At 70.9% G+C, this 18,322-nt stretch carries 14 protein-coding genes; 5 read left to right on the top strand and 9 right to left on the bottom strand.

Annotation, left to right across the window (positions count from 1 at the left end; translation table 11 throughout):
* Positions 1–143 precede the first annotated feature (143 nt).
* Positions 144–1,139 (bottom strand): class I SAM-dependent methyltransferase, encoded by a 996-nt coding sequence (locus ACFYPJ_RS23300; protein WP_389020307.1) that lies wholly within the window; start codon positions 1,137–1,139, stop codon positions 144–146.
* A gap of 458 nt (positions 1,140–1,597) precedes the next feature.
* Here ACFYPJ_RS23300 and ACFYPJ_RS23295 point away from each other — a divergent pair, with 458 nt between their 5' ends.
* Positions 1,598–2,833, top strand: coding sequence for a cytochrome P450 (locus tag ACFYPJ_RS23295; protein ID WP_389020670.1), 1,236 nt, complete (start codon positions 1,598–1,600; stop codon positions 2,831–2,833).
* Between the two features lie 189 nt (positions 2,834–3,022).
* Here the strand turns inward: ACFYPJ_RS23295 and ACFYPJ_RS23290 are convergent, their stop codons facing one another.
* The 6 genes from ACFYPJ_RS23290 to ACFYPJ_RS23265 form a co-directional block, all read right to left on the bottom strand.
* Positions 3,023–3,613, bottom strand: a complete 591-nt coding sequence (locus ACFYPJ_RS23290) for a DUF308 domain-containing protein (protein WP_389020305.1) — start codon at positions 3,611–3,613, stop codon at positions 3,023–3,025.
* A 42-nt stretch (positions 3,614–3,655) separates the two neighbouring features.
* Positions 3,656–5,287, bottom strand: coding sequence for a DUF6351 family protein (locus tag ACFYPJ_RS23285; RefSeq protein ID WP_389020302.1), 1,632 nt, complete (start codon positions 5,285–5,287; stop codon positions 3,656–3,658).
* 559 nt (positions 5,288–5,846) lie between these two features.
* Positions 5,847–6,110, bottom strand: a complete 264-nt coding sequence (locus ACFYPJ_RS23280; protein WP_389020299.1) for a hypothetical protein — start codon at positions 6,108–6,110, stop codon at positions 5,847–5,849.
* A 102-nt stretch (positions 6,111–6,212) separates the two neighbouring features.
* Complete coding sequence (locus tag ACFYPJ_RS23275) at positions 6,213–8,498, bottom strand: SpoIIE family protein phosphatase (RefSeq protein WP_389020297.1); 2,286 nt, start codon at positions 8,496–8,498, stop codon at positions 6,213–6,215.
* A gap of 210 nt (positions 8,499–8,708) precedes the next feature.
* On the bottom strand, positions 8,709–9,401 hold the full coding sequence (locus tag ACFYPJ_RS23270; protein ID WP_389020294.1) for a cytochrome b/b6 domain-containing protein: 693 nt from the start codon (positions 9,399–9,401) through the stop codon (positions 8,709–8,711).
* Positions 9,349–10,071, bottom strand: a complete 723-nt coding sequence (locus ACFYPJ_RS23265) for a molybdopterin-dependent oxidoreductase (protein WP_389020291.1) — start codon at positions 10,069–10,071, stop codon at positions 9,349–9,351. Before ACFYPJ_RS23265 ends, ACFYPJ_RS23270 begins: the two co-directional genes overlap by 53 nt.
* 226 nt (positions 10,072–10,297) lie before the next feature.
* Here ACFYPJ_RS23265 and ACFYPJ_RS23260 point away from each other — a divergent pair, with 226 nt between their 5' ends.
* Positions 10,298–10,861: a CGNR zinc finger domain-containing protein gene (locus ACFYPJ_RS23260; RefSeq protein ID WP_389020288.1), complete on the top strand. Its 564-nt coding sequence runs from the start codon at positions 10,298–10,300 to the stop codon at positions 10,859–10,861.
* 85 nt (positions 10,862–10,946) lie between these two features.
* On the opposite strand, the gene ACFYPJ_RS23255 is transcribed toward ACFYPJ_RS23260, so the two are convergent.
* On the bottom strand, positions 10,947–11,465 hold the full coding sequence (locus tag ACFYPJ_RS23255; RefSeq protein WP_389020285.1) for a sigma-70 family RNA polymerase sigma factor: 519 nt from the start codon (positions 11,463–11,465) through the stop codon (positions 10,947–10,949).
* Positions 11,466–12,456: 991 nt separating this feature from the next.
* On the opposite strand from ACFYPJ_RS23255, the gene ACFYPJ_RS23250 reads away from it, so the two are divergent.
* Complete coding sequence (locus ACFYPJ_RS23250) at positions 12,457–13,074, top strand: hypothetical protein (RefSeq protein WP_389020283.1); 618 nt, start codon at positions 12,457–12,459, stop codon at positions 13,072–13,074.
* A gap of 1,130 nt (positions 13,075–14,204) precedes the next feature.
* Entirely contained in the window at positions 14,205–16,259 is a 2,055-nt protein-coding gene (locus tag ACFYPJ_RS23245) for a BTAD domain-containing putative transcriptional regulator (RefSeq protein WP_389020280.1), read from the top strand.
* 9 nt (positions 16,260–16,268) lie between these two features.
* On the opposite strand, the gene ACFYPJ_RS23240 is transcribed toward ACFYPJ_RS23245, so the two are convergent.
* Positions 16,269–16,736 (bottom strand): sigma-70 family RNA polymerase sigma factor, encoded by a 468-nt coding sequence (locus tag ACFYPJ_RS23240; RefSeq protein ID WP_389020277.1) that lies wholly within the window; start codon positions 16,734–16,736, stop codon positions 16,269–16,271.
* A 537-nt stretch (positions 16,737–17,273) separates the two neighbouring features.
* Here ACFYPJ_RS23240 and ACFYPJ_RS23235 point away from each other — a divergent pair.
* Positions 17,274–18,287 (top strand): ricin-type beta-trefoil lectin domain protein, encoded by a 1,014-nt coding sequence (locus ACFYPJ_RS23235; RefSeq protein ID WP_389020274.1) that lies wholly within the window; start codon positions 17,274–17,276, stop codon positions 18,285–18,287.
* Positions 18,288–18,322: the final 35 nt, after the last annotated feature.

Here is an 18,322-nt window from a genome sequence, read left to right as displayed (position 1 = left end):
CGACCGGGAAGCGAGGAAACCGCCACGGCCGGGAGGCCGGAACCCCGGCGACCGGCAAGCGTGAAACCCCCGCGGCCGGGAAGCAAGAAACCTCCGCGACCGCGAGCGCGGCCCAGGGTCGGGCCGGACGTCGTTCGGCGGGTTCAGCTCGTCGGGCGCCGGGCCGCCACGAGGACGGGGCCGCCCGGAACCGTGGGAAAGGTCCGCGCTTCGCGCAGGCCGAGCGATTCGAGGACCTCGGTCATCCGCGCCGTGTCGTAGGAGTTGCCGCCGTTGCGCACCGCGAGCCACTGGCCCACCGACCGGCGCAGCGCGTCACCGGCGGCCGGGTTGGTGCCCACCACGAGCCATCCACCCGGCACCAGGGCCGATGCGAGGCGGGGCAGGGCGGACCGCAACGCCTCCTCGGACAGGAAGGGGGCCGGCAGCCAGACGAGCGCGTAGGTGTCGCGTTCCGGCACGTCCGCCGCGTCCTGCCGCCGGAAGGTCACCCGGGCGGCCACCGCCGGATCCGCCCCGGCCAGTTCCTGCCGGGCCAGGCGCAGCGCCCGTTCCAGTACGTCGATGCCCGTCACCCGGGCGTGCGGCAAGGAGGTGGCCAGGGCCTGGGCGAGCAGCCCCACACCGGTGCCCACGTCGAGGACGCGGCTGTCCTCGGCGGCCAGCAGGTCCGCGGCGCCGGCGAGCTGAGGTACGACCTTGCCGGCCAGCGCGCGGCCGGTCCCGGCCGATGCACGGCCCTGGCCGAGCAGCACCTCGTCGGTCTGTGCCGCCCAGCCATCGTGCTGCTCACCGGCCGGCGAGGCGGCCGCGGCGGCGACCGCCTGACGCAGCGAGCTGAGCTTGGCCTCCACCGCGCTGCGGGCGTCGGCGCCCTCCCGCGGGCGCAGCGCGGGGTGCACGTCGAATCCGTCGCCGTTCCTGCTCAGCAGCCCGACGCTCGCCAGGACCGCGGCGCGCTGCGGATCGCCGGCGAGGACGACTTCGAGGGGTTCCGCGAGGGCCTGCCGCTGGGTACTCACCACCGCGGCCATGGCCCACACAGCGGCTTCCAGGACGGCGACGGGGTCTTCGCCAAGGCCCGGCAGGGGCAGGGCGTGATCCGGGGACGCGCCCCCGGATCCGGACACATTTGGCATGGGCACCCCTTGAACATGTATCTCGCAGTAGAAACATTGTGTGTGTCATGACTGTAGCCCGGCCGGCGGCTCGGGAGGGCCGGCAGGCCGTGCGTCCGAGCGTGACGATTCCCCTCCGGACAGGGGCAACGGCCGCGGCGTTTCCCCTCCGATCAGCGGCCACAGCCGCAACGGTGGGGCACCGCCCCGGGACGCACCGGCCGGGCTGCGCGGTGCCGTGAACCCCGGCCGAGTCCTCTTTCGTTGTGCCAGATGGAGACCCCCGCCGCCATGATGGTGATTGGCTGGTCATGGGCGGCGGGGCAGAAGTGGTCGTCCTCGCGTGCTTGCACGTGGGAGCGACCGCTGCGCACCGGCTGCCGCGAGCCGGCCACCAGGTGCGCAACGCCGTACCGGGGCACGCCGCCCACCGTACCGACCCGCCCGGGAACCTGGGCCCGCAGACCGGGGAGAACCGTATGAACCCGCAGGAAGACCAGTGCCCCCTCAAGGACGGGAGGGTGCTCCTGAGCCCCGCCTTCAAGGCGGACGCCCCCGCGCAGTACGCCAGGCTGCGGGCGCTCGGACCCATCCATCCGGCCGAGTTCCATCTCGGGTTGAAGGGCTGGGTGGTCGTCGGGCACGACCTGGCCCGGGAGGCGCTGACCCACCCGGCGCTGCTCAAGGACGACCGGCCCGCCGCCGACGCCCTGGCCGCCGCCGGATACGTACTGCACCAGCCCGGGGTGGGACTCGGCGCGCAGATGCTGGAGGCGGATCCGCCGGAGCACACGCGGCTGCGCCGGCTGGCCGCGGGGGCCATGACGCCGCGGCGTACGGCCGAACTCGCGCCGCGCATCCAGCAGATCGCGGACGACCTGATCGACGCCATGCCGCTCGCCGGTGAGATCGATCTCGTGGAGGCGTTCAACGCGCCGTTGCCGGTGGCCGTCATCGCCGAGTTGCTCGGCATCCCGGCCCAGCACCGGGAGGACTTCCGGCACTGGTCCAGCCACGCCCTTCAGGTCGCCTCGCCGGAGCACCGGCCGGCACTGGCCGGCCTGCACGGTCTGCTGCGCGGGCTGATCGCGGACAAGCGGCACTCCCCCGCGGACGACCTGCTCTCCGCCCTGGTGGCCGTCCGGGACGAGGACGACGGCCGGCTGTCGGAGGAGGAACTGGTCGGTACGGCCCTGATGCTGACCGTCGCGGGCCACGAGACCACCGTCAATCTCCTGGGCAATGCCACCCTCGCGCTGCTGCGCCACCCCGACCAGTTGCGGCTGCTGCGGGACAGTCCCGAGCTGTTGCCCGGCGCGGTGGAGGAGTTCCTGCGGTTCGACACGTCGGTCGAGCGGTCCACGAACCGCTTCGCGGCCGAGGACATCGAGCTGGGCGGGGTGCGGATCCCCCGGGGCGGCATCGTCGCCGTGGCGCTGGGCTCGGCCGGGCACGAGGCCCTGGAGGCGGGCGGAGAGGATCCCGCCGTGCTGGACGTCACGCGTCCGCACGCCCGTCATCTGGCCTTCGGCCACGGCATCCACTACTGCCTGGGTGCCCCGCTGGCCCGGCTGGAGGCGACCATCGCGTTGCGTACCCTGCTGGCCCGCGTGACCGAGCTGGAGCTGGCCGTCCCGGTGGACTCCCTCCGGTGGATCCCGTCCGGGATCATGCGGGGCGTGGTGTCGCTGCCGGTGCGCTACCGCATCGGCTGAGCGCGCTCCGGCGCGGGCGTGGGGCCGGCCGGCCGCACGCCCGGTGCGCCGGTGGCGGGCGCCAAGGACACCGAAGGGGTGGCGGTCCCGGACGGGACCGCCACCCCTTCCGGGTGAAACCGGCCGGTGGCACGGCAGCGTCCCGGTCCGCCCCCGTGCGGGTGCGGACCGGGACGCGACGCGTGGTCCTCAGACGGTCCGGGTCCGCAGCTGGCGGGCCTTCCAGCCCAGCAGCAGGGCCTGGACGATGAAGAACACGCCGCCGCCCGTGGCGTAGACGGCCAGCACGTCCAGCGACGGATCGTCGCCCCCGGCCTGGATGTTGTAGGCGATGCCGACGAGGACGGACAGGCCGCCCGCGATCAGCACCGGCCACTGCTTGCCCAGCTCCGGGCCGCGGCGCCGCAGCCCCACCACCACCTGGGCCGCGCCGGAGAGGATCGCCCAGGCACCGAACACGTGGAGCACCGGCGCCACTCCCCCGCCCCCGGCGATTCCGACGGCGATGGCGGCGAGGGTGCTGAGCACCCCGTTGAACGTGGTCACCTGGCGCTCCGAACCCGTCGGCAGGGCACGGCGGTCGATGAACGAGGAGACCGCGTCGATCAGCGGGTAGACGACCAGCAGGGTGATCGCCAGGGCGTCCACGCTCGCGTGGGCTTTGGCGAACACTGCGGCCCACGCGACGGCCAGGATGCCTCGGGACAGGTAGAGCCTCAGCAAGGAGGAGCGCTCACCGGCCGCAGAGGGCGGCGCGGGTGTCGCAGTGTTCGTGCTCATGGTGGTGGGGCCTTTCTGGGGTGACGGGCGTCGTGGGAAGGGTCAGTGCCGGGCGTCGTGCCGGGTGTCGCGGACGCACCGGAAGCTGTCGGCGGCGGCCGGGTCACCGTGGCCCTGGTAGCGGGACACCATCGGGTAGGCGCACAGGTCACGGGTGACCTGCTTGCCGGAGGAGTTCGTGAGCGTGGCGGTCAGCGTCTTCGGGGCCTTGCCGTGCTCGACCCAGGTCCGCAGGGCGCCGAGGTCGTCGGTCTGGCCGGTGAGGCCGCAGTGGGCCGTGCCCGGGGCGAGGAAGAGGCGGTAGAAGTCGTCGACCCGCTGGGCGCCGCCCATCGTCCGCTCGACCTGCTTGCGGTACTGCACCGTGCCCTGGGTGGGGATGAGCTGGTCGGCCTGGCCGTGCCAGGTGAGCAGCTTGCCACCGGACTTGCGGAAGGCCGACAGGTCCGGGTCGTCGGAGCCGATGACCTTGTCGTACTCGGCCTGGGACTGCTTGAACAGCTGGGTGAACTGGCTGTAGGTGATGGTCGAGACGTCGAAGGACGGCTGCTTCTTCAGCCAGGTCGACACCCAGGAGGCGGGGACGGGGAACGGGGCGCCCTTGGGGTTGCCGTCGGGGCCGGGCTGGGTGCCCGCCAGGTTCGGGAAGCCGAGCGCGGCGCCGATCGGCACGCCGGACCACAGCTTGGTGCCCGACGCGGTGCGCGGGCCGTCCCAGATCTTGCGGACCACGGCGGCGTCGGCCGCGGTGATGGTCACCTGCTTGCCGTTGCAGTCCAGCGTGGTGCCGATCAGCCTGCGCGGATCGAAGTCGCACCGGTTCGGGTTCTCGACCAGGCCGTCCTTGACGCCGTCGAGCGGGTCGCAGGCCTTGACCGCGGCGGCGTTGAACGCGTTGAACTCGCAGTCGGTCGGGTAGGTCTTCTCCTGGTTCATCACCACCTGCGGCCACAGGGTGGCGACCTCGAACTCGTCCCAGTTGATGCCGGGCGCGTTGGCGAGGATGCCGTCGTAGTCGTCGGGGTGGCGCTGGGCCTCCATGTAGCCCTGGCGGCCACCGGTCGAGCAGCCGTTGAAGTACGCGTAGGAGGCGGACCGGCCGTAGAAGCCGTCGATGACCTCCTTGGCGATCACCGCCGTCTCGTGCTCGGAGCGGGAGGCGAAGTTCTTCAGCAGCGCCATGTTGACCTGGCCCTTGCTGTTCAGCCCCCAGCTGGTGTCGAGGTAGGTGCCCACGCCGGCGTCGGTGGTCGCGGCGGCGTAGCCGTTCTTGACCGCGGCGGCGAGACCCGCGCCGTAGTCGCCGGCGGCGTAGGCGCTGCCGCCGACCGTCTGCAGGCGGCCGTTCCAGTCGTGCTGCGGCAGCCAGACCTTCATCTTGGCGTGGTCGCCCTGGCCCGGGTGGGTCAGCGTCACGGTCACGTCGCAGTAGGCGGGTACGTCGGGGATCTGCGCGCCGTCCAGCGGCGGGATGGCGGGCACATCCACCGTGCCGGCCGGGCGGCTGACCGCGGTCACGTTCTCCACCTTGGTGCCGGCCGGCGCCGCCACGTGCAGGGACGAGCAGGTGCGCGGAGCGGAGGCGGAGCTCCCGGTGTCCGCCGAGGCGGTCGGCAGGAACACCGCCCCGGCCAGCGGCACACCGGCCGCGAGGACGGTCAGAAGTCGTCTCATGACTTTCCTATCCAGAAGTAGGTGTCTGCCCGACCGCGGTTACACATGTGTGCACATGTCCTTGCCTCGGGCATCGGGAAGAGGATGACACGAACATGCATCACCGGTCAAGCAGGTTACGAAGGCGACTGGTGTGATCGGGCGAGTGCGCCGCGAACTCCACCGACGTCGACGTCACCTACTCTGGCCTGGGTCTCTCCCCGGCACATCAGTCAATTGACGGTCATCCGAAAACGCCGTACCAGGGCGGCCGCGCACAGGAGCGGCACTGCACCGACCCTGGCCGGGAGAGAGATCGGACCGGGCTCGCCCGCTGGAAGGAGCGGCTGGCCAGCGACGTAGGCAATGATCCAGAGACACATGCGTCTGCGGATCCGGCAGGCGCATGTCTGTCGGGTCTGCAGTCAGATGTCTGTCGGGCGGACCTGCTGATGACTGCAGAATGAGTTGAGCGGTGGTCCTGCGCTCGGCAATCTTGATCGGCAGGGTGTCCGGGGTGCCTGCTGATCTTGTTCGTGACGACCGGGGCAGCTGTCCGGTGACGTCGAGGACTCAGATCTCAGGGGTCCGCGGGCAGCGGGAGTGCGCTCCATGCCGTCACGGCTGTCGGCATGACGACCACCACGCCCGTCTCGGCGGCTTGCGCGCGCATCCGGTCGAGCAGCGTGCCCACGTCGCCGATGGTCGCCGCGCGGGCGCCGGCATTTCCGGGCAGGGCGGTCCGGGACAACGCGCGGTAGGTCCGAGCGACGAGCGGGAGGACCGTGTCGTGCTCGGCGCCGCCCATCGGTGTGGTCGCCGAAAGAGGGATGTCGCGACCCACACCGAACCGTCCGTCACCGACCTCTGTGGAAAGCCGGACGGCCCCCACTCGTTCAGGACCGTCAAGCCGTGCCGTCCGTCACCGACCCTGTGGACAGAACACCTAGGCCCCTCGACGGTCTGCCGCCCCGGGGACGTCCACTTCGAGCCAGACGGTCTTGCCCCGTCCGTTCGGTGAGGTGTTCCACGCGCAGGCCAGGGCTTCGACCAGGAAGAGGCCGCGCCCGTGCTCCGCCCGGCTGCTCCCCTCCTCCGAGAGGGAATACAGGGCGGGCACGGGCGGGTCGGTGTCCTCGTCCCGCACCTCAAGACGGACGCGGTCCCCGAGGAACCTGATCCGGATGTCGACATCGCTTCCGGCGTGGACGAGGGCGTTGGTCACGACTTCCGACGTCAAGAGCTGGAGGTCGTCCGACAGCTCCGAAAGCCCCCAGTCGCGCAGCCGCTGATGCACGAAGCCACGGGCCTGTCGGACCGCGCACAGGTCGCGCCGGTGGATGTGCAGCCGCCCGGACCGGGTCATCGCCGCGTCGTCCGCTCCTTCGTACCGGGCCAGGAGCAGCGCCGTGTCGTCGCGCCGCCCGCACGAGCCGGTCATGCCCTGCATCAGGCGATCGGCCAGGTCTTCGAGGTTGTCGCCCGCCTCCCGGCCGACGGCCGCCAGCAGGTCGCCGGCGCCCCTCCCGCCGGGATCGACGGGATCGAGCAGCCCGTCCGAGTAGAGCATGAGCAACGCGCCCGCCGACAGGGTGTGCTTCCAGGCGTGGTAGGGCCTGCCGTCGGTCAGTCCGAGCGGGACGTTCGAGGGTGCCCACAGCGGACGTACGGTGCCGTCGGGCAGCCTGAGGAGCGGCATCGGGTGCCCCGCCAGCGCCACCTCGGCCGTCCCGTCGTCGGTGTCCAGGGCCACCACACAGCAGGTGGCGAGGAGGTCGGTGCCGAGCCGGGCCAGCAGGGCGCCGGTCCGTTGCAGCAGGGTCGCCGGCCCGTGGCCCTCGGTGGCGTAGGCGGCCACGGCACTGCGCAGCTGCCCCATGACGGCGGCGCTCTCGATGGTGTGCCCCTCGACGTCACCGATGACCAGCGCGACGCGCTCGTCCGGCATCCGGATCACGTCGTACCAGTCGCCGCCCGTCTCCCCGATGACCGTGGCCGGCTGGTACCGGGCCGCGGTGGTGAGCTGGGGCACTTCCGTGAGCCCGGAGGGCAGCAGCCGCGCCTGGATGTTCTCGGCGAACGCCTTGCACCGGGCACCCAGGACGACCCGCTCGACCGCCGAACCGAGCAGCCCGGCCATCATGCTCAGCACGGCCATCTCCTCGGGCGCGAAGGTCCGTGGTCCGGCGAAGGTCAGACAGCAGACCCCGACGGTGTGGTCGTCCCGGGCGATCGGCAGATCGATGACGTGCCTGCTGCCGATGAGCGGGAGGCAGGCCAGGGAGTGGCCCCGGTCCTCGCCCGCGCCCCCGGCGAACCCGCCGTCCGGCGGTGCGGGGAAGTACAGGGCCCGTCCGGCGTGGCTCTGTGCGGCCCGGGCCGCGGGTGTGCGGGCGTGCAGGGGTGTGCCGTGCACCTCGCGGACGAGACACGACGACCGCCCGCTGTGTCCCACCACCCACAGGCGGCCGTCGGCCGCCGACGCCAGGGCCATCGCATGGGCGCGGAACGGTGCCCGGAGGCAGAACTCCGCGGCCGCGGTGATGTCCTCCATGCTCGTGGCCCGGTTCAGCATGGCGGCCAGCCGGTGCAGGGGGTACATCAGGCTCATCCCGGCGGACCCGGCGACGCCCGGCACTCCCCAGGTGATCTCGGCGATGTCCTGCGGCAGCGAGGACGCCAGGGTGCCGAACACCGGAACGAGCAGGGGGAGGTTCCCGGGTGTGAGCACGGCGCCCTCGTCCAGGAGGCCGGCCAGGGCGCGTGCGTGCCGGTCGCCGATGCGGCGCAGTCGCCGGCAGTCCAGGTCGGTGTAATCGCCGCCGGACGCGGGCCGCAGAACCGTCAGGGAGCCGAAGCGGTGCTCCCCCTGGATGAGGGGGACCGCGGCGACGTTGTACGGGTAGGCCACCGTGCCGGGCTCCGGTTCCGGCTGTGCGTCCGGGTCGGCCAGGAACGCCGGCTCGCGGGTGACCAGCGCGTGAGCGGAGGCGTACAGGGTGTCCAGGGCCATGCGCCCGGGCAGGGTCAGGACGGCGGGCGAGCCGCCGCCGATCACGGCAGGCCGCAGCTCACTGCCGTCGGCGGTCAGCAGGTACACGGCCGCGGCGGAGGCACCGAGGCGGTGCACCGCTTCGTGCACGGCGCAGTGCAGTGCGGCTGCCAGGTCCTCGCCGAGGGCCGCTACTGATGTGTCGTCGTGCTTTTCTTCTGCGTGTGGTCTGTCACCCACAGATTTGGTCCCTGTCCTCATTGCCACGTCTGCCCGGTGCGCCCTGAACGGAGGGAGGGCGCGGCACGGGCTTCCCCGCCTCGTCAGCGGGGCCCGACGCCGGCGGGCAAGCAGGTCGGCGTCGGATCGTCGGCCGTCTCAGACGGCGGTCTCCGGCGGCGGGTCACACACGTTCGCCGGCGTCACGGTGAGACCGCTTCGAGCGGAATGTCATTTATCATCTACTTTCTTCGCCACCCTACCGAGACGGTCGTCCCGAAGCCATCGGGAATGGTGCCGCTCCGCCCAGGACCGGCTGACGTATCCGGTCCGCAGGCCCAGCCTCGCCTCCGGGTCCCGGTACGCCATGCGCATGTGCCCGAGCAGGACAGCGGTGATGGCCCAGGCGAGACAGTCATGGACGAAGATCGCGCTGGTGCGGGAGATGAAGGGCAGCAGGCCCATGAACCACATGAGCAGACCGGTGAACATCATCATCAGCACGGCGCCGGCGAGCCCGCTCGCGTAGAGCTTCTGGCCCGCGTTGAACTTGCCGGCCGGGCGGGCCTGCGGCGACGTCAGACGCCTGCGGACGGCCCGCAGCCACTGCCGGTCGTACACCGCGAAGCGGTTCAGTCTGCGCAGGTCCGCGCGGAAGTCCGCGGACATCAGCCCCAGCAGGAAGGGCGCCGGGAGCAGGATGCCCGACCACTCGTGGACGGTGACCATCAGGTGCCGTCGGCCGACGAGCTGGGCGATCGGGCCCAGGTACAGACAGGCAGCGGAGGCCACGCACAGCAGCATCAGAAAGCCGGTGGCCCGGTGGACCCAGCGTTCGGCGGTGCTGAACCGGCGGACCTGGTCGGACGCCTCAGGCGGCGTCATCGCGCCGGTCGGCGCCGTCGAGCCAGCCGTCGACCGCATAACCTCGCTCCTCCCAGAAGCCGGGAACCACCTTGTCGGTGATCTCGATGCCGGACAGCCACTTGGCCGACTTGTAGAAGTACATGGGCGCCACGTACAGCCGGACCGGGCCGCCGTGCTCGTGGGTGATCGGCTTGTCCTGCATGTTCAGCGCCACCAGGACGTCGGAGCGGCGGGCCTGCTCCAGGGTGAGGCTTTCGCTGTAGGCGCCGTCGAAGCAGGTGAAGCGGACCGCCGCGCCCTCCGACCGCACTCCGGCGGCATCGAGGAGATCGCCCAGTTTCACACCGGTGAAGGGGGTGTCGTCCACGCGCCATCCGTCGGTGCACAGGACGTCGTGGACGACCCGTGTCTGCGGAAGCGCGCGCAGTTCGGCGAGCGAGTAGGTCTTCGGCCGGTCGACCAGGCCGCCGATCTTCAGCTGGTAGTTCGTCTCGTCCTTGTGCGGCACCGAACCGACGACGCTGTAGTAGCGGAAGCCTCCCGGGTTGGGCAGCAGGCCGGTGAGCCCGGTCGAGTCGACCTGGGAGACCGCGGCGAGGAACTTCTCCCAGCCGCCCTGCAGGTACGGCGCGGCGGCGAGCCCCGCGGCCCCGGCGCCGAGCACACCCAGCAGGGTGCGCCGCCCCACGGGTGCGCCGTCGGCACGCCGTATCGGCTGATCTGCCATGTTCGCTGCTCCTTCGACGTACGCGGCGTGCGACGCGACGGTCTTCGCGGCGCGCGGGTGTCGCCATCAGAGGTGTGCCGGCACACCTCTGATGGCGATGCCAACCCTAGTAACCAGTTTAACTGGTTACGATATTTGCACGCCGCGCAACGGCCGTCAACATGGCAACCCAACAAAACGGTTACGGAACCTTGCACGCCCGTGCGTCACCCGTCAAAATGGTTACATGAAATCTGACCATGTATTCGTGTGCGGTGATCCCGCGCTCGACTTCGCGGCGACGCTGCGCGCCAGACGATCGCTGCGCCTTGAAATGCTCACAACACCGGACCGGCTCGACGCCTGGTACCGGGAGTCCGGACTCGTCGACTCGGTCACCCCGGCCGGGGAAGCCGACCTCCAGCGGGCGAAGACCGTCCGGGATGCGGTCTACGAACTGGTGGCGGCCCGCCTGCTCGGCGAACCGTACGACGAGAACGCACTCGCCGTGGTGAACGCCGCGGCACGCAGGCCCTCCGCGGCACCACAGTTCACCCCGCCCCGGCGCCTGACGGCGGCGACGCCCGACCAGGCCCTGGCCACCGTGGCCCGGCACGCCGTCGAACTGCTCGGCGGACCGGAGGCACACCTGCTCAAGAAATGCAGCAGCCCGGAGTGCACCGACGTCTACGTCGACCGCTCCCGGGGCGCACGGCGCCAGTGGTGCGGCATGGAATCCTGCGGGAACAGGGTCAAGGCGGCGGCCTACCGCGCCCGCAGGAAGAACGCTCCTGTCCTGGCCGCCCGCTGACCTGCCGCTCGTCTCCGTGCCGCCGACACGGACCCTCGCCGTACACGGACCCTCGCCGGACACCGGCGGAGCACCGGAGGTCCGCTCAGGCGGCCTCGGAGCTGAGCACGGTGTGCAGCTTGCGCAGTGCGTAGTGCTGACGGGACTTGACCGTGCCCGGGGGCACTCCGAGTATGCCGGCGGTCTCCTGGACCGTGCGGTCGCACAGGTAGATGTGGATCAGCACCGCACGGTGCTCCGGAGACAGCCGGCCGAGCAGCGGCCTGGCCACCATGGCGCTGTGCACCGCCTCGTAGGCGTCGGCCTGCGACTGCGGATCGGTGTAGGCGGCTCCGGCCATCTCTCTGCGCGCATAGGGCTTGCGCACCCAGTCGATGACCAGATGCCGGGTCACGGTCAGGAGCCAGCCCCGGACCGAGCCTTCCATCCCGTGCAGCCGGTCGATGTTCCGCCAGGCCCGAATGAGCGTCTCCTGGACGATGTCCTCCGCGATTCCGTGGTCGCCCAGCATCCTCTCGGCATACGAGACGAGCTGGTCCCAGTGTTCTTTCATGATCGTGCCCAGCAGATCCGACCGGGTGACGGACGTGGGGAGCGTAGCCATACTCTGAGCCATCCTGTTTCTCTGTCACACAGACCGGACTCAGTCTCTGCACGCACACTCTATGCAGTGCACATATCAGAGACTTCCGAGCATGTAACTCACGTGTGACCTGCCATCGCGGCGCAACGGGTGAACCATCGGCGTCCCACCGGAAAGTCCGCTCTGACCAGGAGTGATTGCCGATCCGCAGCCGCCGCGGATGTGCCGCGCTCCAGAAACCTACCATCCGGTATGAGTTGAATATCACTCGCGTTCCGACCTCGGCGACGGACACACCTTCACTCACACGTGTTTACTCTGGGGCACCGTCGGGACCATTCCCTCACGGATACCGCTGGATCCGGCCATAGATTCAGCGTGCACAAGGCCGGAGAAACCCTCACCCATCCGTCCGGCGAACAGCATGTCCATGTCGGACCCCGCCTCGGCCGGACCGACTGCCGTCCCGCCGCCCACACCCCCGGGTGCGACATCCGGTGGACCGCCCGCCGAGAACACCGCCGCCGCCACGACGCACGGACGAGGGCCGCGGGACACAAGGAGCGCGCGCCGCAGAAGCAGGCGGCGGGCGCGGTCCGCGTACGGGTCACACGGTGGTCGGCGGATTCGGACCCGGCCGGCGGACGACCCGGCCGGGTTGTCTCCCGTCCGCCTGGCGGGTCCGCCGCGCGGCCGCAGCCCGGTCGAGCAGGACTTGATGACCGAAAGGGCACATGTGCAGCCCCGGCTCGGAACATATCTGTACTATCGTGTTTTCTTCATCGCATATAACGCTGGAAATCTGATACACATCACCGACACCGGCGCCGCCAGGAACGGTTCGCTTGCACACTTCAAGGGCATATTCGTGCCGAGACCTGACGCACCGGCGACCGCCGCCACCTGCAACATGGCTCCTGGGAGCACTTTCACGTCGTCAGCGCTCCCCTGCACGGACGCTTCGGCATAGGTACCATGCGCAGCGTCAACCATTACGAGGGAGTGAACGGTTGTGACCAGCCATTCAGCCGCCACGCTCCGATCGCGGTACGTAGCACAGGCCGCGTCGGATCTGGAGGAGAACCGTCGCCGACAGCAAGAACTGGCGGAGAAGATCAAGATGTTGGAGCAGGAGGAAGCACTCCTGGTCGACATCCTAGTGCTAGCCGAGCGCTACGAGGGTTCCGAGGAACTGTCCCCGTTGCCCGAGCAGGCGCAGGACGAACCCGTCATCACGCGGACGAAGTCCCACCCGAAGGCCAAGCAGGAGTCCGGCTCCACCGACACACCCGCGCGCCGCCCGGCATCGTCCACGGGCAAGCGCACCAGCACATCGCCGACGAAGGCTGCCGCGAAGGGGAAGTCGCGGCAGCCCCTGCTCGGGGATCTCCTGGCGGACCTGCTCGGTGCCTACCACGAACCGCGCCTGGCGAAGGAACTGCGCGACGAACTCATGGAGAAGCACCCGGACCGCTCGCCCACCCCGCAGGTCGTGCGGAACACTCTCGAATCGCTTGTCGCGAAGGGACGGATCCGGCGCCACAAGCAGCAGCGCTCGGTGATGTACACCCTCGCCGAGCCCGCGGCACGTGTCACCGCGGCGGAGGACCTGCCGGACGACGAGGACTGATACACACCACTCGCAGTCCGGCCCGCCGCACGATCCCGGGTAGCACGCACGACATGCCCCGCCGTAGGGCGGCTCGGCGGGGCACTGCCGGTGTCAACCCGGACTTCGGCCGCTCGGCGCCCGATGTACGAACACGCGTGCCCGGCAGGCGGGTCGAGGGGCGCTGCGGCCACTGCAGCCCGTGTGTCCCGGACCGGCCATGGTCCATGTCCATCGGACCGCCTCCGCTCGCATCCAACGGACGGGCTCCGCTCACTCCCACCGGACCGCCTCCGCGCATATCCGCTGGAGCGCCTCCGCTCATGTCCACCGGACGGTTTCCGCTGACGTCCACCGGACGGCTTCGGCTCAGGTCCGCCGGCCCGAGCGGCACAGCGCTCATCAGACCTGTCTCACTCGCGGCGCCCGGCGTGGCTGCCGGCGCGAGCGTGCCCGTCTCTCCTGGACAGGAGACACGTCCGAGTGAGCCGGGCGAGCGGAAGCCCGAGCCGGCTTCCTGAGAGCGGGGGCGCCTGACCGACTCGGGGACAACGGCGGGCCGGACACCGCGAATCCGGTTGGGCAGCCCGATGCCGGTCTTCAATCGCCGTTCTCCTCAACGCTGTCATGCCAGGCGGTCACCAGGGGCCCCACGCCGCCCCCTCCAGTTGTTGCACGAACGCGGACGGCGAAATGGTTCACCTGAGGCGCACGCACCACGGAAGCCGCTCGGTGCTGGCGGCCGGCAGCTGCGCGGGCGTGTGCCGCCCGGCGGGCCAGGTGCCCGTTTCCACTGCTCTCCGTCCGATCGTGTCCGGCAGCGTGCGACCATGCGCGACAGGAAGATACGTAACAAACGTGCCGAAATCCCCCACACCGGAGAACGGATACGGCGTTCCTTCGAACCAACTCTCGTGTGCCACCGGTTCATCAAAAGGGAGGCAAGTGGCCACTGGCCCGCATGTGTCCGCTTGACTGCTCGCGCTCACGGATGAGACGGTGACATAACCGGTTAGGCCGGTTACTCAGATCTGGGGCTCAAGACGGCGTGATTCGGAAGGAACAGCGAGGTCAGCCGCGAGATGGATGCAAGAGTGCGCTACTCGATCCTCGGTGCCGTGTGTGTCCGGCGCGGCGACACAGAACTGGACATGGGTCCACCGAAGAGACGGGCCCTGCTCGCGCTCCTGCTGCTCCGGGCCCCGGGCCCGCTCGCCCTCAGCGAGGCCGTGGACATCCTGTGGGACGAGGATCCGCCGCCCAGCGCCGTCAACGTCGTACACCGTCACATCGGTGCCCTGCGCCGGACGCTGGAGCCCGGGCTGCACAACCGGACCAAGGCCGAACACCTTGTGCGGGCCGCGGACGGATACCGGCTCCTCGTGGACTCGACCAACTCCGACCTGCTCCGCTTCCGGGACCTGCGCGCACAGGCTCAACTCGCGGTCAAGGCCGGTGCCCCCAAGCAGGGCGCGCAGGACTTCGTCGAGGCGCTCGGCCTGTGGTGCGGCCCGACCGTCGCGGCCGGCACCTACGTGGCGCAGCACCCCCTGTTCACGTCGGTGGGACACGAGTACGTCGCGACGGTGAAGGAGGCCGTGGACGTGGTCCTGACGGCCGCGCCCACGCTGACGGAGGAGATCCTGACGGCGCTGCGCCGCGCGGTCGACTCACACCCTTTCGACGAGGCCGTCCACTCCCGGATCATCGCGGCCCTCGCCGCCACCGGCCGACAGGCCGAAGCACTGCGGCACTTCGAGGGCATCCGGCGCATCCTGGCCGAAGAACTCGGTGTGGAACCCGGTCCCGGCCTGCGCTCGGCCCAGCAGCACCTGCTGGCGCGCAGGGTGTCGCGGGAGGAGGGCAAGCCGCTGCCGCAGGCCGCCCCGTTCCCGAGGCCCACTCAGCTCCCCGCGGCCCACCTGCCGTTCGCGGGACGGCAGAAGGTGCTCGGCCAGTGCCTGGAGTCACTGCCCCTGGAGGGCGAGAGCCACCCGCCGTCGACGACCGTGGCCCTCTGCGGCATGGCCGGGGTCGGCAAGACCACGCTGGCCCTGCACTGGGCCCACCTCGTCGCCGACCGGTTCCCGGACGGGCAGATCTACATCGACCTGCGCGGACACCACGTCTCGCAGCCGCCCCTGGACCCCGTCCCGGCCATGACCGAGATCCTGGGCGCGCTCGGTGCGAGTCCGGACCCGGCGGGCGGAAACACGGCACTGTGTTCGGTCTACCGCAGCACACTGGCCGGGCGCCGGCTGCTGATCGTCCTGGACGACGCCCGCGACTGCGAACAGGTGCGTCCGCTCCTGCCCCGTACCCCGGGCTGCCTGACGATCGTCACCAGCCGGCGGCGGCTGGAGGGCCTGGCCGTCACCGACAACGCCCGTCTCGTCCCGCTGGCCCCGATGACCCGGCAGGAGGGCGTGGAACTGCTGGAGGGCCGGCTCGGTGCGGACCGGGTCCGCGGCGCGCTGACGACGGCGCAGGAGATCGTCGACCTGTGCGGCGGCCTGCCGCTGGCCCTGGCCATCCTCGGCGCGCGGGCCCTCATGCACCCGAATTTCCCGCTCAGTTCGCTGGCCGGGGACCTCCGCGACAACCGGGACAGCCTCATCACCTTCTCCAGCCACGACGATGCCCGTACGGACGTCCGCAGTGTCTTCTCGCGCTCCTACGAGACGCTGAGCGGCGGCGCCGCGACCCTGTTCCGGCTGCTGAGCCTGCACCCCTCCCACGACATCGCGCTGCCTGCCGCGACCAGTCTGCTGGGTGCCGACCCGTGGACGACACGCGCGCACATGGCCGAACTCGTCGACCGTCACATGGTCGTCGAGCAGACGCCCGGCCGGTACACCTGCCACGGTCTGCTGCACACCTACGCGGCCGAACTCAGCTGCACGGTGGACGGACCGGACACGCTCGCCGAGGCACGGGCCCGGATGTTCGAGCACTACCTGCACACCGCCGACGCCGCGACCACCCTGCTCGCTCCGCACGTCGCCGAGGTGGCCCTGCCCGCCCCGCGGTCGGGTGTGCGTCCGCAGCAGTTCAAGGAACGGGCGGCCGCGGCGCAGTGGATCGTCACCGAACAGTACGTTCTGCCGGCTCTGATCCAGGACCTGAGCCACGATCCCCGGGTGGACGCCTTCCGGCGGCAGCTCACCGCCGCGCTGGAGATGTGCCTGGAGTCCGGGATGCCGTGACGGCCGGGGTCACACCAGTTCCAGGGTGGCCGCGGCGCGCAGCTTGCGCAGCGCGTAGTGCTGACGGGACTTGACCGTTCCGGTCGGCACACCGAGGATGCCGGCGGTCTCCTGAATGGTGCGGTCGCACAGATAGATGTGGACCAGGACCGCGCGGTGCTCCGGTGACAGCAGGCGCAGTAAGGGCCTGGTCACCAGGGAGTCGTGCACCGTGTCCATGCCGCTCGCGTGGGACGAGGGATCCTCGTACGAGGCTCCCACCACCTCCTTGCGGGTGTGGGGCCTGCGCACCCAGTCGACGACCAGGTGCCGGGTCACCGTGAACAGCCAGCCACGTACCGAGCCCTCCATGCCGACCAGGCGGTCGATGTTCCGCCAGGCCCGGATGGCGGTCTCCTGGACGATGTCCTCGGCCAGCCCGTGGTCGCCGAGCATGCGCTCGGCGTAGGACACGAGTCCGTCCCGGTATTCGTTCATGATCGCGCCTAGGGTGTCTGACCGGCTTTCAGCCATGGGAGGCGTAAACATGGTCCTCTGCGTCTTGATTCTGTGTCATACGGCGAACGGCGGCCGGATGCAGCCCCCGCGGTCCGCACCCTAGGCGGGTGTGAGTGCCAGAAGACTGCCGAATTCGTGCCGCCGCCGTGCCGCCGCGGCAGCCCCGGGCATCACACCCGGCAGCGGCCTTCCCGCACAGACAGGTATGTTCAGGTGCCAGGCCACAGCCCGGCCCGCATCCGCCTCATGTGCGACGGCTGGATCCGTCACTTCCGTTTCTTGATGAGTCGCACGTCACACAGCTGAACCCGGCTGTTGCCGGATCCGGTCCACGGGTGCGGGGCTCCGGGCGCGGGTCGGTGTCCGCCAGGTGCCACCCGCAGGACCGGTCCGGCGCCCCACACGTCACACGTCGGCCCGGGTCCGCACCAAGTTCGAAAGGAACCCATGAAACCTCCACACACACCGCAGTCAAAACCGGACCTCCCCGTGCGTGTTCCGGGCAGCGCCAGGCCCGTGGGGTCCGCCGCCGCGCCCACCGGGAGCGGGTCCGCAGCCGGTGGTGAGGAGAGCAGCCTGCCGGAGAACGCACAGCGGGCGCGGAGCACGGCACAGGACGGTGTCGCCCTGCCCCGTCTCGCCCAGTACGCCTCCCTCGGGTCCCGTCGGCCGCCGGCCGGCCGGCGGGACCCGCAATCGCAGGCCGCAGCCACGAACTCCACGAGCGACCAGGCACCGGACGCCGGCGACGGCCCGGACCCGCTCCTCGGCGGCACAGCCCGGCGCAGGCGGCTGCGTGTCGGCCTGGCCCTCGTCGGGGTGCTCGCCGCGGCCGGCCTCGTCGTGGCGTTCAGCATGGGCGGCACGCGGAACGGCGAGAAGGACGACGGAGCGTCGTCGTTCGTGAAGCCCGGGGACTACGGCGCCGGCGCCGACCTGTCGGACGACCTTCCGCACCCGTCGGCCGATCCGTCCGGCAAACCCGGCGAGCACTCCCCCAAGTCGTCGGCCTCCCCGTCCCGGGGCTCCGCGCCGGGCCACGGCTCGGCGTCGCCGAAAGACCTGCCCGCGCCTCCCGCACCCCGGACCACCGGGCCCACCGCCACCCGGCCCGTGCAGCCTCCGCCGGCCCCGTCGGCCGGCGTGCCGGGTACGGCCGTGTACAGCCATGCGTCGGGCCGCTGCATCGACGTCGTGGGGGGCCGGGCCGTGCAGGGAGCCGCCCTGCAGATCTGGGACTGCTCGAAGGCGGCCTCCCAGCGGTGGACGTTCGCTGCGGACGGCACCATGCGCGCGCTCGGCATGTGCGTGCAGCTCGCGGGCGGTTCGACCGCCGACGGGACGAACCTGGAACTGGCCCGTTGCGACGGCGGCCCGGCCCAGAGCTTCGGGCTGAACTCGGACCACGACCTGGTCAGCGGTCTCGCGGACAAGTGCGCGGACGTACGGGACCTCAGCACGGCGAACGGCAGCCGGCTGCAGTTGTGGTCCTGCGCCGGCTCCGACAACCAGAAATGGTCCGCGGCCTGACGCACGGCCGGACCTCCGGCCGCCCGGCGGACCCG

The organism is Streptomyces sp. NPDC006012, assembly GCF_042871185.1.
Lineage (GTDB): Bacteria > Actinomycetota > Actinomycetes > Streptomycetales > Streptomycetaceae > Streptomyces.
Note: the sequence above shows the minus strand (reverse complement) of the source record. Positions and strands in the feature narration are given on the sequence as shown.